This is a genomic window from Haloarcula sp. HT12, assembly GCF_055271655.1.
In genome coordinates this window covers 362,679-375,708 of the sequence record NZ_JBUXKW010000001.1, presented here as the reverse complement: position 1 = coordinate 375,708, position 13,030 = coordinate 362,679, and the positions used below count along the sequence as shown (strand labels likewise).

Annotated in this window: 17 protein-coding genes and 2 tRNA genes; 16 read left to right on the top strand and 3 right to left on the bottom strand. The window is 65.9% G+C overall.

From position 1 onward, the window contains the following. The first annotated feature begins 110 nt into the window (after nucleotides 1–110). The 5 genes from ACY9XZ_RS01975 to ACY9XZ_RS01955 all read left to right on the top strand — a co-directional run bounded on the left by ACY9XZ_RS01975 (nucleotide 111) and on the right by ACY9XZ_RS01955 (nucleotide 4,417). Nucleotides 111–1,499, top strand: a complete 1,389-nt coding sequence (locus ACY9XZ_RS01975) for a heme o synthase (protein WP_463455405.1) — start codon at nucleotides 111–113, stop codon at nucleotides 1,497–1,499. Next, complete coding sequence (locus ACY9XZ_RS01970) at nucleotides 1,496–2,197, top strand: DUF7546 family protein (protein WP_463455404.1); 702 nt, start codon at nucleotides 1,496–1,498, stop codon at nucleotides 2,195–2,197. The genes ACY9XZ_RS01975 and ACY9XZ_RS01970 overlap by 4 nt, the downstream gene beginning before the upstream one ends. Before the next feature lie 30 nt (nucleotides 2,198–2,227). Next, on the top strand, nucleotides 2,228–2,467 hold the full coding sequence (locus tag ACY9XZ_RS01965) for a SelT/SelW/SelH family protein (protein ID WP_463455403.1): 240 nt from the start codon (nucleotides 2,228–2,230) through the stop codon (nucleotides 2,465–2,467). 271 nt (nucleotides 2,468–2,738) lie between these two features. Further along, nucleotides 2,739–3,680: an ABC transporter ATP-binding protein gene (locus tag ACY9XZ_RS01960; protein ID WP_463455402.1), complete on the top strand. Its 942-nt coding sequence runs from the start codon at nucleotides 2,739–2,741 to the stop codon at nucleotides 3,678–3,680. After that, nucleotides 3,677–4,417 (top strand): ABC transporter permease, encoded by a 741-nt coding sequence (locus ACY9XZ_RS01955; protein WP_463455401.1) that lies wholly within the window; start codon nucleotides 3,677–3,679, stop codon nucleotides 4,415–4,417. Before ACY9XZ_RS01960 ends, ACY9XZ_RS01955 begins: the two co-directional genes overlap by 4 nt. Nucleotides 4,418–4,437: 20 nt before the next feature. Here the strand turns inward: ACY9XZ_RS01955 and ACY9XZ_RS01950 are convergent, their stop codons facing one another. Continuing rightward, entirely contained in the window at nucleotides 4,438–4,977 is a 540-nt protein-coding gene (locus tag ACY9XZ_RS01950) for a protein-tyrosine phosphatase family protein (protein ID WP_463455400.1), read from the bottom strand. A gap of 159 nt (nucleotides 4,978–5,136) precedes the next feature. Here ACY9XZ_RS01950 and cofD point away from each other — a divergent pair, with 159 nt between their 5' ends. From cofD to ACY9XZ_RS01925, 5 genes are all read left to right on the top strand, one after another. Beyond that, complete coding sequence (cofD, locus tag ACY9XZ_RS01945; protein ID WP_463455399.1) at nucleotides 5,137–6,129, top strand: 2-phospho-L-lactate transferase; 993 nt, start codon at nucleotides 5,137–5,139, stop codon at nucleotides 6,127–6,129. Further along, nucleotides 6,129–6,875, top strand: a complete 747-nt coding sequence (locus ACY9XZ_RS01940) for a tRNA-dihydrouridine synthase (RefSeq protein WP_463455398.1) — start codon at nucleotides 6,129–6,131, stop codon at nucleotides 6,873–6,875. The genes cofD and ACY9XZ_RS01940 overlap by 1 nt, the downstream gene beginning before the upstream one ends. After that, nucleotides 6,848–7,711, top strand: coding sequence for a triphosphoribosyl-dephospho-CoA synthase (locus tag ACY9XZ_RS01935; protein WP_463455397.1), 864 nt, complete (start codon nucleotides 6,848–6,850; stop codon nucleotides 7,709–7,711). The genes ACY9XZ_RS01940 and ACY9XZ_RS01935 overlap by 28 nt, the downstream gene beginning before the upstream one ends. Beyond that, entirely contained in the window at nucleotides 7,708–8,322 is a 615-nt protein-coding gene (locus ACY9XZ_RS01930; RefSeq protein ID WP_463455396.1) for a DUF447 domain-containing protein, read from the top strand. Before ACY9XZ_RS01935 ends, ACY9XZ_RS01930 begins: the two co-directional genes overlap by 4 nt. Before the next feature lie 190 nt (nucleotides 8,323–8,512). Further along, nucleotides 8,513–8,704 (top strand): 30S ribosomal protein S17e, encoded by a 192-nt coding sequence (locus tag ACY9XZ_RS01925; RefSeq protein ID WP_004516807.1) that lies wholly within the window; start codon nucleotides 8,513–8,515, stop codon nucleotides 8,702–8,704. 67 nt (nucleotides 8,705–8,771) lie between these two features. Here the strand turns inward: ACY9XZ_RS01925 and ACY9XZ_RS01920 are convergent, their stop codons facing one another. Next, nucleotides 8,772–9,833 carry an Mrp/NBP35 family ATP-binding protein gene (locus ACY9XZ_RS01920; protein ID WP_463455395.1) on the bottom strand — a complete coding sequence of 354 codons (1,062 nt, stop codon included), beginning with the start codon at nucleotides 9,831–9,833 and terminating at the stop codon, nucleotides 8,772–8,774. Nucleotides 9,834–9,992: 159 nt separating this feature from the next. Beyond that, nucleotides 9,993–10,292 carry a hypothetical protein gene (locus ACY9XZ_RS01915; RefSeq protein ID WP_463455394.1) on the bottom strand — a complete coding sequence of 100 codons (300 nt, stop codon included), beginning with the start codon at nucleotides 10,290–10,292 and terminating at the stop codon, nucleotides 9,993–9,995. A gap of 218 nt (nucleotides 10,293–10,510) precedes the next feature. Between ACY9XZ_RS01915 and ACY9XZ_RS01910 the strand changes: the two genes are divergently transcribed. The 6 genes from ACY9XZ_RS01910 to ACY9XZ_RS01885 all read left to right on the top strand — a co-directional run bounded on the left by ACY9XZ_RS01910 (nucleotide 10,511) and on the right by ACY9XZ_RS01885 (nucleotide 13,023). After that, nucleotides 10,511–10,595, top strand: a tRNA-Ser gene (locus ACY9XZ_RS01910). A 21-nt stretch (nucleotides 10,596–10,616) separates the two neighbouring features. Further along, complete coding sequence (locus tag ACY9XZ_RS01905) at nucleotides 10,617–11,150, top strand: 30S ribosomal protein S13 (RefSeq protein ID WP_463455393.1); 534 nt, start codon at nucleotides 10,617–10,619, stop codon at nucleotides 11,148–11,150. Further along, entirely contained in the window at nucleotides 11,150–11,665 is a 516-nt protein-coding gene (locus ACY9XZ_RS01900; RefSeq protein ID WP_004593562.1) for a 30S ribosomal protein S4, read from the top strand. Before ACY9XZ_RS01905 ends, ACY9XZ_RS01900 begins: the two co-directional genes overlap by 1 nt. Further along, nucleotides 11,662–12,051: a 30S ribosomal protein S11 gene (locus ACY9XZ_RS01895; RefSeq protein ID WP_004516802.1), complete on the top strand. Its 390-nt coding sequence runs from the start codon at nucleotides 11,662–11,664 to the stop codon at nucleotides 12,049–12,051. Before ACY9XZ_RS01900 ends, ACY9XZ_RS01895 begins: the two co-directional genes overlap by 4 nt. A gap of 3 nt (nucleotides 12,052–12,054) precedes the next feature. Beyond that, entirely contained in the window at nucleotides 12,055–12,834 is a 780-nt protein-coding gene (locus tag ACY9XZ_RS01890; protein ID WP_463455392.1) for a DNA-directed RNA polymerase subunit D, read from the top strand. Between the two features lie 104 nt (nucleotides 12,835–12,938). Next, nucleotides 12,939–13,023 (top strand) — tRNA-Leu (locus ACY9XZ_RS01885). Nucleotides 13,024–13,030 lie beyond the last annotated feature (7 nt).

The window sequence follows — 13,030 nt, the reverse complement described above, 5'->3', positions numbered from 1 at the left end:
TGCTGTCTTCGCCGCAAGCACCCGATTTTCGGGCAAAGGGCACCCGAACATCTCCGGACGGAGACAGCGGAATCGCGGGGTCTAAGTGGACAGCAGCGAAGGATACAATAATGGCAGAGAGCCGGACCTTCACCGGACTGCTCGCCGCGACCGCTGTCGGCGTCTACTTGCTAGTCCTCGCTGGCGCGACGACGACGCTCACGGACGCGGCGGCAGCCTGTACGACCTGGCCGCTGTGTGACGGACCGGTCGACGTGACGAACACGGCCCTGCTGGTCGCCTGGAGCCATCGACTCGTCGCGGCCGCCGTCGGGCTCCTCGTGGTGGCCATGACCGTTGTCGGTCTCCGATCCGGCTGTCGTGGCCGTGTCAAAGCGGCGATCCTTCTCGGTGCCGCGCTGTATCCGGTCCAGATAGCGCTCGGCGCCGTCGTCGCGACGAGCACGGAAGCGGCCCTGCCCGGTGCCCATCTCGCGCTGGGGATGGGTATCTTCGGCTCGTTCGTGCTGGCCCTGGCGTGGCACCTCGAAGCTGAGACGGGCAGTGATGACGAGAGCCCCGTAAAGAACCCCACGCTCGCGCCGGAGCCGGCCGACGACGGCCCGGCACAGTCGCCGACGCTCTCCGCCCGCGAGCGCGTCGTCGAAACCGCATCGGCGTACTTCCGCCTGATGAAGCCCCGGCTGATGTGGCTCCTGTGTCTCGTCGCTGCGGCTGGGATGGCTCTCGCCGCCGGGCAGACGCTCACCGTCCGGACGGTGCTGCTCACCCTCGGGGGCGGCGTTCTCTCTATCGGCGCGTCGGGGACGTTCAACCACGTCCTCGAACGCGATATCGACAAGCGGATGGATCGGACCTCGGATCGTCCCATCGCAACCCACCAGATACCGGTCCGGAACGCGCTGGCTTTCGGACTGCTCCTGTCGCTTGCCTCATTGGGGCTGTTCTGGCAGGTGAACGCGCTCGTGGCGGTGCTCGGGCTGACTGCGATTGTGTTCTACAGCGTCATCTACACGCTCGTGTTGAAGCCGAACACGGTCCAGAACACCGTTATCGGCGGGGCCGCCGGCGCGCTCCCGGCGCTCATCGGCTGGGTCGCCGCCGACGGATCGGTCGGCCTCCCGGGCATTGTCCTCGCCGTCGTCATCTTCCTCTGGACGCCGGCGCACTTCTACAACCTCGCGCTCGCGTACAAGGACGACTACGAGGCGGGCGGCTTCCCGATGATGCCGGTCGTCCGCGGCGAGACGGAGACGCGCAAGCACATCGTCTACTACCTCGGCGCGACGCTCATCGCCTCCGGCGTTCTGGGCGTGCTCACGTCGCTCGGCTGGCTGTACGCCGTCACGTCGGTGTTGCTGGGCGCAGTGTTCCTTTGGACCGTCGTCCAACTCCACCACGAACAGACCGAAGCAGCGGCGTTCCGGGCGTTTCACGCGTCCAACGCCTACCTCGGGGCGGTCCTCGTCGCCATCGTTATCGATGCACTCGCACTATGAGCACCACGACAGCGACGCTGAGAGATGCCATCCCGGGCACGCGCTCACTAGTGACCTGGGCAGCCGTATTGAACGCGGAAGTCATCCTCGTTCTGGGCTACGTCGTCAACACGGCCCAGCCGGCGACGGACCCCTTTCTGCTTCTGTTCCCGTTCATCTGGCTCAACATCGCCGGGCTCGTGTTCCTGCGGGTACGGCCGGAACTGGCTACCCGCCGACGAACGCTTGGCAGTGCGGTCGTCGCCCTGGGCTACCTGCTCGTGCTGGGATACGTCGGCGGCCTGTACGGGACAGGCGGTCAGGGGACCGGCCTTCGGCTAGTCACGCAGGCCCCGCCCGGGTTCTCGCCGACGGTCGTGTTCAGCGGCGCGACCCTCAGCGTGGTGCTGATCCCCTGGAAAGTCGCCGGTTACCTGGCGCTCTCCTATCTGGTGTTCGTGACCGCTGTCGACGCGAGCGGCGGCGCGGTGGGCGGGGTCGTCGGCCTGTTTTCCTGTGTCTCCTGTGTCCTTCCGATCATCGCGTCGATACTGGGCGGGTTCGTCGGCGTCGGGGCGACGCTGTCACAGGCGGCCCTCTCCCAGTCGTACGGTCTCTCGACGGTGGTGTTCGTCGCCTCCGTCGGACTGCTGTACGGCGTCCACCGGTTCGACGTGACGCTCGTCGGTCGACTCCGGGCGCTGGTCGACCGGCCATAGAGCTTTGGGACTGACGGTCGTGGAGCCCGTATGAGCACTGTCGAGATCGAATACTGCGTCCCGTGTGGATTCCGCGAGCGAGCGGTAAACGTCCAGCAAGCGATCCTGTCCGGACTTGAGCAGGAACTCGACAGCGTCCGACTGGTCATGGGTGACCACGGCGTGTTCAGGATTAGCGTGGATGACGAGACGATCTACGACAAAGCCGAGGCCAGCGACGAGTTCGACGTGGACGCCATCGTGCGTGAGATCCGCTCGCACGTCAGGTAGCAGGAATCGTGCTGCTGTCGGCGGACCCCGTGGTGAAACCGTTATGTGCGTGAAAAGGAGTGACACACAACAAACTATTTATTGTTTTGCCGTGACAGCTTCGACAAATGGCGACGAAAACCGAGTTCTGTGACCACTGCGAAGACACCCAGCCAGTCGTCACGGACAAACCGTGGCTCCCCGCCGTCTGCCTGCAATGTGGCCGCAACGTGTAGGCCGCTGACCGCACGAGAACGGAACTGCTTTCGGCGACCCGACCGGACGAGGGCGCATGGACGAGGTACTGGTCGCGTCGGATGTCGGGCGGCGCTACGGCGAGACGGTCGCACTCGACGGGGTTTCGCTGACTGCGACCGCCGGAGAGGTGCTCGCGCTGGTCGGCCCCAACGGGGCCGGCAAGACGACGCTCGTACGGGCGTTGACCGGAACGACGGATGCGACCGGCGAGGTTCGGCTGTTCGGCCAGTCTCCCAGAACGGTCGCCCGCGACCGAATCGGTCTGTTGCCACAGTCGTTCTCGCCCCACGAGCGGCTGACTGCGCGGGAACTGCTGGAATACTACGCCGGCCTGTACGACGACACCCGCGATGTCGAGGCCGTCCTCGATGACGTCGGCCTGGCCGACACTGCTAGCACGACGTACGAGAACCTCTCGGGCGGCCAGCAGCGACGGACCTGCGTCGCGACGGCGCTGATTAACGACCCGGACCTCCTCGTGCTGGACGAACCGACCACCGGCATCGACCCGGCCGGCCGGCGGGACCTCTGGCGGTTACTGGAGGGACTCGCCGACCGCGGCGTGACGATACTCGTCACGACACACTACATGGAGGAAGCCCAGCGCCTCGCGGACCGCGTCGGCCTCCTCGCCGACGGGACACTCATCGCACTCGATTCGCCGGACGAACTCGTTGCTGAGCACGGCGGCGACAGTCAGCTTATCGTCGACGGGACCTTCGACGAGGCCGCCGTCTCGGCCATCGATTATCCGGCAGAGACAGCACTCCGGAACGGCCGGCTGGTCGTCTACGGTATCCGTCCGGAGTCCATCGGCAGTATCACCGAGGAACTGGGCCAGGCGGGCGTCGAGTACGACAGTCTGACCTGGAAACAGCCGGACCTGGAGGACGTGTACCTCGAACTAACCGGGACGGCCGTCGGCCAGCGCGGTGAACCGCGCCGGACCGAACCAGCGGCAGGTGGTGTCCGATGAGTCGGCTCGGACGCCTCACAGCGGAGACGCGCGCGGCGTCGCTTGCTTTCCTCCGGCGGCGGACGGCGGTCTTCTTTACGTTCTTCTTCCCGGTCATCATCGTCGTCATCTTCGGCGTGCTGGTCCAGACCCAACCGGGCGGCGGCGGGCTGTTCACGGAGCCGCCGAGCTTCTACGCGCCGGGGTATCTGGCCGTCGTCGTCCTGTTCACGCCGCTCTCGCGCGTGGGTAGCGAGGTGGCCCGACACCGGGACGGCAACCGGTTCGAGAAGCTGGCGACGACACCGCTGACCCGAACCGAGTGGCTGCTGGCACAGACGCTCGTCAACGTCGTCATAATTGGTATCGCCGGCCTCCTGATTCTGGGGCTGATGGTGTGGCTCACCGGCGCGACGATCCGCCCCTCCGTCCTCCTGCTCCCATTCGTCGGCCTCGGCGTCGCGCTGTTCTGTGCCGTCGGCGCGATGCTGGGCAGCCTCGCGGACTCACAGGACGGCGTCATCGCGGCGAGCAACGGCCTGGCGCTCCCGCTGCTCTTCCTCTCGGAGACGTTCGTCCCACAGACGCTCCTGCCGGCGTGGCTGCCGACCTGGCTCTCGCCGCTGACGTACTTCTCGCGTGGCGTCCGTGCGGCGACGACTGGGACTGGCGACGCGCTCGTCCCACTCGCCGTTCTCACCGTCTGTGCTATCGTCGGGTTTGCCGTCGGTGCGCGACTCCTCCCCCGGACGGACTGAGCGCGCTGCACGGACTTCCCTTACAAACGTGCGACGGACGATAACAGGTCGGACAGTTCCGCGTCCGACGCGTTCCCGGATCTGATTGCCTCTTCGGGGTCACGGCCCATCTCCTGTACCGTCTCGATGGCGCGGTCGGGGCCGTAGTCGTAATGGTACACCAGCCACGCGGCGAGCACCTGCCCGGTGCGGCCGATGCCGGCCAGGCAGTGAACGACTACCCGCTCCTCTGTCTCACAGGCGTCAACCAGAAAGGGCAGAATCTCGTCGTGGAGGCGGTCTTGGGGGATGAGGTGGTGGTCGGAGACCGGTACGTGGCGGACCGATGGCTCGCCGAAGGCGTCCCGGTAGCGCTGGATGTTGGCTCCAGCGTCGTTGAGCTGTTGGCCGGGAAGCAGACAGCAGACCCGTTCGATGTCGTGTGCCTGCATGTGTGCGATCCAATCGTCGAGAGCGTCCTGGTGCGTGGCGGCCGTATGCCAGCCGGGTGCACAGGACCCGTAGACGTACTCTTCGTTGGAGGCTGCAGGCGCGAAGCGGTGTGGATTCACGATGGGCATAACACCCGTTGTCCTGCCTATCCTACGGACTCCCTTCATTCTACCCACCCAGTTCTCAGCTGTGATTCTCCGAACAGGAATGGGGTTTTCGGGCTGCCCGCCGGATCCGATCAGTTTCAGTGGCCACGTTTATACTGTCAGTTCCCCCTACGTCGAGACATGGTGACGTTTCTTGCCGGCGGGACGGGAACGCCGAAGCTCCTCGCCGGTGCCGACGACGTGTTTTCGCCCACGGCGACGACTGTCGTCGCCAACACCGGCGACGATATCGAGCTCGGGGGTCACCTCGTGTGCCCGGACCTCGATACCGTGCTGTTCCTGGACGGTGACGCCCTTGACCGGGAGACATGGTGGGGTATCGCCGACGACACCGCGGAGACACACGACGAACTGACTCGGCTCGCAGATGCCGCCGGGCTGGATGGCGGCCCGCGATACCTCCCCGACGATGCACAGACCGCGGGGCGTGACATCGCCCGCTGGCGGCGCTTCTCAGGCGTCGCGGAGTTCATGCACATCGGCGACCGGGACCGCGCGGTCCACGTCACGCGGACCTCGCTGCTGGACGAGGGCCAGTCACTGACCGAGGTGACACGCACACTCGCTGACGCGTTCGGACTGGACCGGACGCTGTTACCGATGAGCGACGACCCCGTAGCATCTATCATTCACACGCCGACCGGCCCGATGCACTTCCAGGAGTGGTGGGTCGGCCGCAACGGGGAGCCGCCGGTCGAAGACGTGGAGTTCCGAAGCTCCGAGGCGGCCAGTGCGACGGATGCGGTCCTGACAGCGCTCGATGACCCAGTCGTCATCGGTCCGTCGAATCCCGTGACCTCGCTCGGGCCGATGCTGGCCATCGATGAGTTCGAGCGGGCACTGCACGAAACAACGGTCGTTGCCGTTTCGCCGTTCATCGAGGATACGGTGTTTTCGGGGCCGGCGGCGGACCTGATGGCCGGTGTTGGCCTGGAACCAAGCACTGCTGGCGTGGCCGAGGCCTACCCCTTCGCCGATGCGTTCGTCCTGGACAACGACGATTCGACGCCGCTCGACGTACCGATCGTCCGAACCGACACCGCTCTTGACGACGAAGCTGACGCAGAACGGGTGGCTCGCGCCGTCGAGGCCGCTCTCTCGGAGGTGGCCTGATGTTCGAGCCGCGAGTCGCCCTCGCGAGTCTCAGCGGCGAGGCTGACGCGTCGTGGGCACGCGCGGTCGAGTCCCACGTCGGGTGTGCGTTCCTCGGCGGTATCGCACTCGACGACCGAACCCGGGCGGCCGCCCGAGCGATGGTAGACCGCGACCGCTGTGAGTTCCTGCCCGACGACCCGGTTGCCTTCATCGACGCCCAGCTCGGCGTGCTCGAAGGCGCTCCGCTCCGTTCCGCGTTCAACGTCCGGAGCGCGACACTCGACCCCGTGGAGCGGGCCGCCACCGTCTGTCAGCGCCGCGACGCCATCATCGAAATCAATGCTCACTGCCGCCAGGACGAGATGTGCGCCGCGGGTGCCGGTGAGTCGCTGCTCCGGGAGCCGGGCCGGCTGGCCGAATTCGTGAAGGTTGCAGCGTCGACAGGAGCGACGGTTTCGGTGAAAGGGCGTGCCGAACTCGACGGCATCTCGCTCCCGGACGTTGCCCAAGCCATCGAAGATGCTGGTGGTGACATTTTCCACATTGACGCGATGGACTCGGAGTCCGTCGTCGCTGACGTAGCCGATGCCGCCGACCTGTTCGTCGTCGCGAACAACGGCGTTCGAGGGATGGAGACCGCACAGGAGTACCTCTCGTACGGCGCTGATGCGGTCAGTGTCGGGCGCGCGAGCGACGATCCCGAGACGCTCCGTGCTGTCCGAGAAGCGACGGCGGAGTGGTTCGCGTCGGAGGTGTCGCCGTGAGCGACCGGTCGGTCGGGCAGAACGCCCAGTTGGCGCTGCTGCTGGAAGTCACCGGCACGCCAAAACCCGGCAACGTCGACCGTGAGCGGGAGTACGACGACCTCCGGTTCGAGCATTTCATGGCCGGCGCTGTGGGCGCACGGGCGGGGCTGGACCGGGCGGCCGCCGGGGAGCCACTCGGTCCCGCCTTCGAGACTGCCGTCGAGGGAATGGCGGGCCAATCGGCCGGCAACACCCAATTTGGGGCCTTGCTGACGCTTACGCCGCTGGCGGCCGCGGCCAACGATGGGCGATTGTCGCCGTCCGGTGCGGACGCCGTTGTCCGTGAGACGACCGTTGAAGACGCGGCGGCGTTCTACCGTGCCTTCGAACACGTCGACGTGGCCGTCGACGACCCGCCGGACGGGCTGGAACCGCTCGACGTCCGCCGCGGGAGCGACGCGATTTCGGAACTCCGGGCGCGGGAGCTAACGCTGTTCGACGTGATGGAGTCAAGCGCCGATGTCGACGGCGTGGCGGCCGAGTGGGTGTCCGGCTTCGAGCGCGTCTTTGAGGCCAGTGAAGCGGTACTGGGTGGGTCGGGACCCGTTGCAGACCGCGCGTCGGACGTGTTCCTCGAACTCCTGGCGGCCGAGATGGACACCTTCATCGTCACACGACAGAACCGCGAAACCGCCGCGGAGGTCCAGCGACGGGCACAGGCCGTTCTCGACGGTGAAGAGGACGCCACTGACATCGCAGAGGAGTTCGTCGACCGGGATATCAACCCCGGAACGACTGCCGACATCGTTGCGGGGGCGCTGTTCGTTGCGCTGGAACGGGGGCTCGAAGTGTGACCGAGGAGCCGCCGCCAGACGGAACTGACGCACAGACGGCGTGGCCCGTCGTTCTTTCCGGCGTCACCGAGACTGTCGTCACCACGTTGGGGCCGAACGAGCGCTGGAACGTCGCCGCCCTCGGGGTCCATGCATCCGACGGTGACGGACCAGCCACGGCAACGACGTGGGGACGGACCCGGACCTGGCGGAACTTCCGGGAGCGTGGCGGCGGCTACGTCCAGTTCACGCGCGACCCGGTCGACTTCGCCGAGGCGGCGCTGTCGGTTCGGGAAGAGGATGACCCCGTCCTCGACAGCACGGACGCCTGGGTAGAGGTCGACGTTGAACGGCGTGATTCTGGGTCAGAAGGGGACATACAGTGGGTCGAGTGGGCACTCCACCCTGTCGACAGTGCCGTCGAGCGGCGCGTCGTGCCGACGACGAACCGCGGCCACGCCGCCGTCGTCGAGGCGACGGTCGCGGCTTCGCGGCTGGACGTGCCGAGCTACGACCGCGAGACGCTGCTGGATCGACTCGCCTATTTCGAGTCCGTGGTCGAGACGGCCGGCAGCGAGCGCGAGCGAGCGGCGTTCGAGCGCGTACGTGAGTTAGTCGACGCCGAGTGGTAGCCATTCGACACGGAATCAGGGGCGAACAGGCGACACGCGACAGTTCGTGACAGGCTGTGTCGCACTCCCGCTGGACCTGCCACGACGACGGTCAGCGCACGGCAGCGCTTGGTTCCGCCCTTCCTGATAAACGTTCGCGTGCGTGGTCCGTTCCGAACCCTTTTTGAGTGCGACCAAGCAAGTAGCGCGCATGGCAATCAAACCCGCCTACGTCAAGAAGACCGGGACGCTCCTCATGGAGCGATACCCCGACGCCTTCGGTGCCGACTTCGAACACAACAAGGACGTCGTCGAGGAACTGACCAACATCGAGTCCAAGGGTGTCCGCAACCGCATCGCCGGCTACGTCACCCGGAAGATGAACAACCCCGTCGAAGCGTAGACCGGTTCTTTCTCTCTGTCTCCAGTGGTAACTGAGCGACTGCTCTCAACAGGTCAGCCTGAACGTACTACTGCTCCGGCTGAGCGCGCTGGCTGTCGCTCTGTCGCTTCCGGTGGATGATGCCCTGCATGTTGGCGGTGCGGGCGGCGATGTCGCGGAACGACTCGCCGACGTCGCTATCGTCGTCCAGAACGAGCGGTTCGCCGGTCCCGCCACCCTTCCGGACGGCGGGGTCGAGCGGAATCTCGCCGAGGAACGGCATCTCCGTCTCGTCGGCGAACTCGCGGCCGCCGCCGCTGCCGAAGATGTCGTGTGTCCCGCCACAGTCCGGACAGATGAACGACGACATGTTCTCGACGATGCCCAGGACGGGGGTTTCGTGGCGGCCGAACATCCGGAGTCCTTTTCGGGCGTCGTCGAGAGCGACTTCCTCGGGCGTCGTGACGATGACCGCCCCGGAGACGGGCACCTGCTGGAGCATCGTCAGCTGCGTGTCGCCGGTCCCCGGCGGCAGGTCCACGACCATGTAGTCGAGTTCGCCCCAGAGCACGTCGTCCCACAGTTGTGTGAGGACGTTGTCGACCATCGGCCCGCGGAAGATGACCGGGTCGTCCTTGCCGACGAGGAAATCCATGCTCATCAGCTTCATCCCGTGTTTCTCGACGGGGATGATCTCCTCGTCCTCTGTCGCGCGCGGCTGTTCGTCGGCGTCGAGCATCCGCGGGACGTTCGGCCCGTACACGTCGGCGTCGAACAGGCCGACCCGGGCACCGAGCTGCGAGAGACCGGCCGCGAGGTTCACTGCAACAGTAGACTTGCCGACGCCACCCTTGCCAGAGGCGACCGCGATGACGTTCTTGACCTGCGGGAGCGGGTCCTCGGCTTCCGGGACCCCGCGGTCGACACTCGCCGAGAGGTCGATCTCGCGGTCGATGTCGGCAAGCGCCTCGCGGACTTCGTTCGCGATGCTCGTCTCCGTCGGCGAGTACGGCGCACCGAGCGCCAGGTCGATGCTGACCTCGTCGTCGGTCACGTCGATGCTGTTGATCAGCCCGAGCGACACGATGTCGGCTCCCAGGTCCGGGTCCTCGACCGTTCGCAGGCGCTCGCGTACGTCGTCTGTATTCATGCACAGGAGTAGGTCCCGGAGGTGCGATAAGGATTGTGACACCGTGAACACGGTTGGGGAGACTCACTCCCTCGTCGCGCACGCAGGCGCACGGAATCTACGAAAGATAAATTCGTAGGTAGGAACCCAAATCCGTAGGTAGTCGCGGCCGTGCCGGATTCAGGGCCGCCGAAACACGTAGACGCTCTCGCCATCCAGTTCGGCCCGTAGCTCGCCGCTGTCGTGGTCGAACACGAGCCGTTCAGGCGTCCCGGCGAACGAATGGAGCGGCATGCCGGTGTCTATCGCGCCGTCGGGGGCCACTGCGACGTGGGTTCGGCCGCTGAAATCGGCCCGGAGCGTTCCGTCCTTTGCTTCTGTGACGGCGTCCGGTCCCGCGAACCGCTCCAGATGGTCACGGACCGCTGTTCGGTCGGTCGGGTCGACGCTGCTGCCGCCGTCGGTGACGCGCCGGTACATACGGCAACGTGGGCTCCCAGCGATGAATGTGTTGTGCTGGCACGCGTCAACCGTGCTGTTGCTTGCTATTATACCGCTCAGTGGGTATGTCTCGGAGTCACGCGGCCGGGCCCCTTCGTTGCGTTTAAATACAACCCCGGAATAGAATCGGATAGACTCGTGTAGGGGGACCCGCCCCCGAGTCCGCGTGCTGCGGGCGCGAGTGTCATAGAACGTGTGTCGTGGTAGCCAAGCCTGGCCCAAGGCGCAGGGTTGCTAACTCTGTGGCGTACAGCCTCCGGGGTTCGAATCCCCGCCACGACGCTCACCCATCAGTACCTACATATGAGTGCAGAAGACCCAGACGCGGGCGAGGACGCGGATGCCGAGGAAGAGGAGGACATCCGCTATTTCGTCCGCATCGGACAGACAGACCTCGACGGGACGAAATCCGTCGAGCGAGCACTGACAGAACTGAACGGTATCGGCCACCGGGCCGCCCGAATTATCGCCCAGAAGGCGGACGTCGACCGGCGCGAGGTCTTCGGCAAGCTCGACGACGACGTCATCGAGCGCGTCGTCGACCACGTCGAGAACTTCGCCGACGAGGTGCCCGAGTGGATGGCCAACCACCAGAAGGACTACTTCACCGGTGAGACCACCCACGAGACTGGCAACGACCTCCAACTCACCCGCCGGCAGGACATCAACCGCATGAAGATGATCGACTCCTACCGCGGTGTCCGCCACAAGCGCGGCCAGAAGGTCCGTGGACAGCGTACCAAGTCCACCGGCCGGACGGAGGGGACCATCGGCGTCAACGTCGAGGCGATCAAGGAAGAGCAGGCTGAGGAAGCCGCCGCGGAGGATGACGAATAATGGCGCTCGGCTCGAACACGAAGTTCTACGAGACGCCGAACCACCCCTTCCAGGGCGAGCGAATCGCCGACGAGGCCAACCTCATCGGCCGCTACGGCCTGAAGAACAAAGAAGAACTCTGGCGCGCACAGTCCGAGCTCCGTGGCTATCGCCGCGAGGCCCGGAAGCTGCTGGGCAGCGCCGGCGAACACGAGACCGAGTCCGAGGAGTTCCTCGCTCGGCTCAAGCGCTACGGCATCCTCAACGAGCAGGACCAGCTCGACGACGTGCTGTCGCTCGACGTGACCGACGTGCTTGAGCGTCGCCTGCAGACGGTCGTCTACCGCAAGGGCTACGCGAACACGCCCGAGCAGGCCCGCCAGTTCATCGTCCACGGACACATCGTGCTGGACGACGCTCGCGTCACCCGACCCGGCATGACGGTCGAAACCGCCGTCGAGAGCTCGGTCGGCTTCGACGAGCACAGCTCGCTGTCGGACGAACTCCATCCTGAGCGCGCGGAGGCCCAAGAATGAGCGAAGAAACCGAAGACATCTGGGGCATCGCCCACGTGCACGCATCGTTCAACAACACGATCATCACCATCACCGACCAGACCGGCGCGGAGACGCTCGCAAAGAGCTCCGGCGGGACGGTCGTCAAGCAGAACCGCGACGAGGCATCGCCGTACGCGGCGATGCAGATGGCCGAGGTCGTTGCGGAGAAGGCCCTCGACCGCGGCGTCGAAGGCGTCGACGTTCGGGTTCGCGGTCCCGGCGGCAACCTCCAGACCTCGCCCGGCCCGGGTGCGCAGGCGACGATCCGCGCACTCGCCCGAGCGGGCCTGGAGATCGGTCGCATCGAGGACGTCACGCCGACCCCGCACGACGGCACTCGTGCACCCAAGAACTCCGGATTCTAACCAATGACACAGGACTACGAGGTTGAGTTCGTCGAACGCGGCGAGCGCGAGGCCCGCATCCTCGTGCGCGGCATCACGCCGGCATTCGCCAACGGCATCCGGCGAGCGATGGTCGCGGACGTGCCGACGTTCAGTATCGACACCGTCCGCGTCATCGAGAACACCAGCGTGATGTTCAACGAGCAGATCGGTCTCCGACTGGGACTGGTCCCGCTGACGACCGACCTCGACGACTTCGAGATCGGCGACGAGGTGACGCTGTCGCTGTCCGTCGATGGGCCTAGCACGGCCTACTCCAGCGACCTCGTCTCTTCGGACCCGATGGTCGAGGCGGCCGACGACAACATCCCGATCATCGACCTCAAGGAGGGCCAGCGCCTCGAAGTCGAGGCCGACGCCGTCCTCGACACCGGTCGGGAACACGCCAAACACCAGGGCGGCGTGGCCGTCGGCTACCGACACCTCCAGCAGGTGGAGGTCGTCGGCGACCTCGGCGAGTTCGAGGACGACGACCCGAACATCCTGCGTGGCGTCATCGAAGAGCAGGCGGCCGAACACGCCGCCGGCGACGCCACCAACGGTGAACTGGTCGCGACGGACGAGTTCGACAATGATCTCCGGAACCGCTACCCCGGCAAAGAGGTCGAGGTCTCGGACGTGCCGAACGCGTTCGTGTTCCACGTCGAGACCGACGGCTCGTTCACCACCGAGGAACTGGTCCTGCGCGCGGTCGAGACGCTGCGTGACCGCGCGACCGAACTGAAAGACGCAGTCCAGCTGTAACGACACAATGCCCCGACACACCCCACCACTACCGATGACCGCCCGCTCCCCGAGCGCGAGGACCGAAAGGGGTTTTACGGGGCACGCAAAACGAACAATCGCGCGCAGGGATAGCCAAGTCTGGCCAACGGCGCAGCGTTCAGGGCGCTGTCCCGTAGGGGTCCGCAGGTTCAAATCCTGCTCCCTGCACTTTTCC

Coding starts and splice junctions, on each gene's coding strand:
- ACY9XZ_RS01975 (WP_463455405.1), top strand. CDS start 111: ATGGCAGAGAGCCGGACCTTCACCGGACTGCTCGCCGCGACCGCTGTC.
- ACY9XZ_RS01970 (WP_463455404.1), top strand. CDS start 1,496: ATGAGCACCACGACAGCGACGCTGAGAGATGCCATCCCGGGCACGCGC.
- ACY9XZ_RS01965 (WP_463455403.1), top strand. CDS start 2,228: ATGAGCACTGTCGAGATCGAATACTGCGTCCCGTGTGGATTCCGCGAG.
- ACY9XZ_RS01960 (WP_463455402.1), top strand. CDS start 2,739: ATGGACGAGGTACTGGTCGCGTCGGATGTCGGGCGGCGCTACGGCGAG.
- ACY9XZ_RS01955 (WP_463455401.1), top strand. CDS start 3,677: ATGAGTCGGCTCGGACGCCTCACAGCGGAGACGCGCGCGGCGTCGCTT.
- ACY9XZ_RS01950 (WP_463455400.1), bottom strand. CDS start 4,977: ATGCCCATCGTGAATCCACACCGCTTCGCGCCTGCAGCCTCCAACGAA.
- cofD (WP_463455399.1), top strand. CDS start 5,137: ATGGTGACGTTTCTTGCCGGCGGGACGGGAACGCCGAAGCTCCTCGCC.
- ACY9XZ_RS01940 (WP_463455398.1), top strand. CDS start 6,129: ATGTTCGAGCCGCGAGTCGCCCTCGCGAGTCTCAGCGGCGAGGCTGAC.
- ACY9XZ_RS01925 (WP_004516807.1), top strand. CDS start 8,513: ATGGCAATCAAACCCGCCTACGTCAAGAAGACCGGGACGCTCCTCATG.
- ACY9XZ_RS01920 (WP_463455395.1), bottom strand. CDS start 9,833: ATGAATACAGACGACGTACGCGAGCGCCTGCGAACGGTCGAGGACCCG.
- ACY9XZ_RS01915 (WP_463455394.1), bottom strand. CDS start 10,292: ATGTACCGGCGCGTCACCGACGGCGGCAGCAGCGTCGACCCGACCGAC.
- ACY9XZ_RS01905 (WP_463455393.1), top strand. CDS start 10,617: ATGAGTGCAGAAGACCCAGACGCGGGCGAGGACGCGGATGCCGAGGAA.
- ACY9XZ_RS01900 (WP_004593562.1), top strand. CDS start 11,150: ATGGCGCTCGGCTCGAACACGAAGTTCTACGAGACGCCGAACCACCCC.
- ACY9XZ_RS01895 (WP_004516802.1), top strand. CDS start 11,662: ATGAGCGAAGAAACCGAAGACATCTGGGGCATCGCCCACGTGCACGCA.
- ACY9XZ_RS01890 (WP_463455392.1), top strand. CDS start 12,055: ATGACACAGGACTACGAGGTTGAGTTCGTCGAACGCGGCGAGCGCGAG.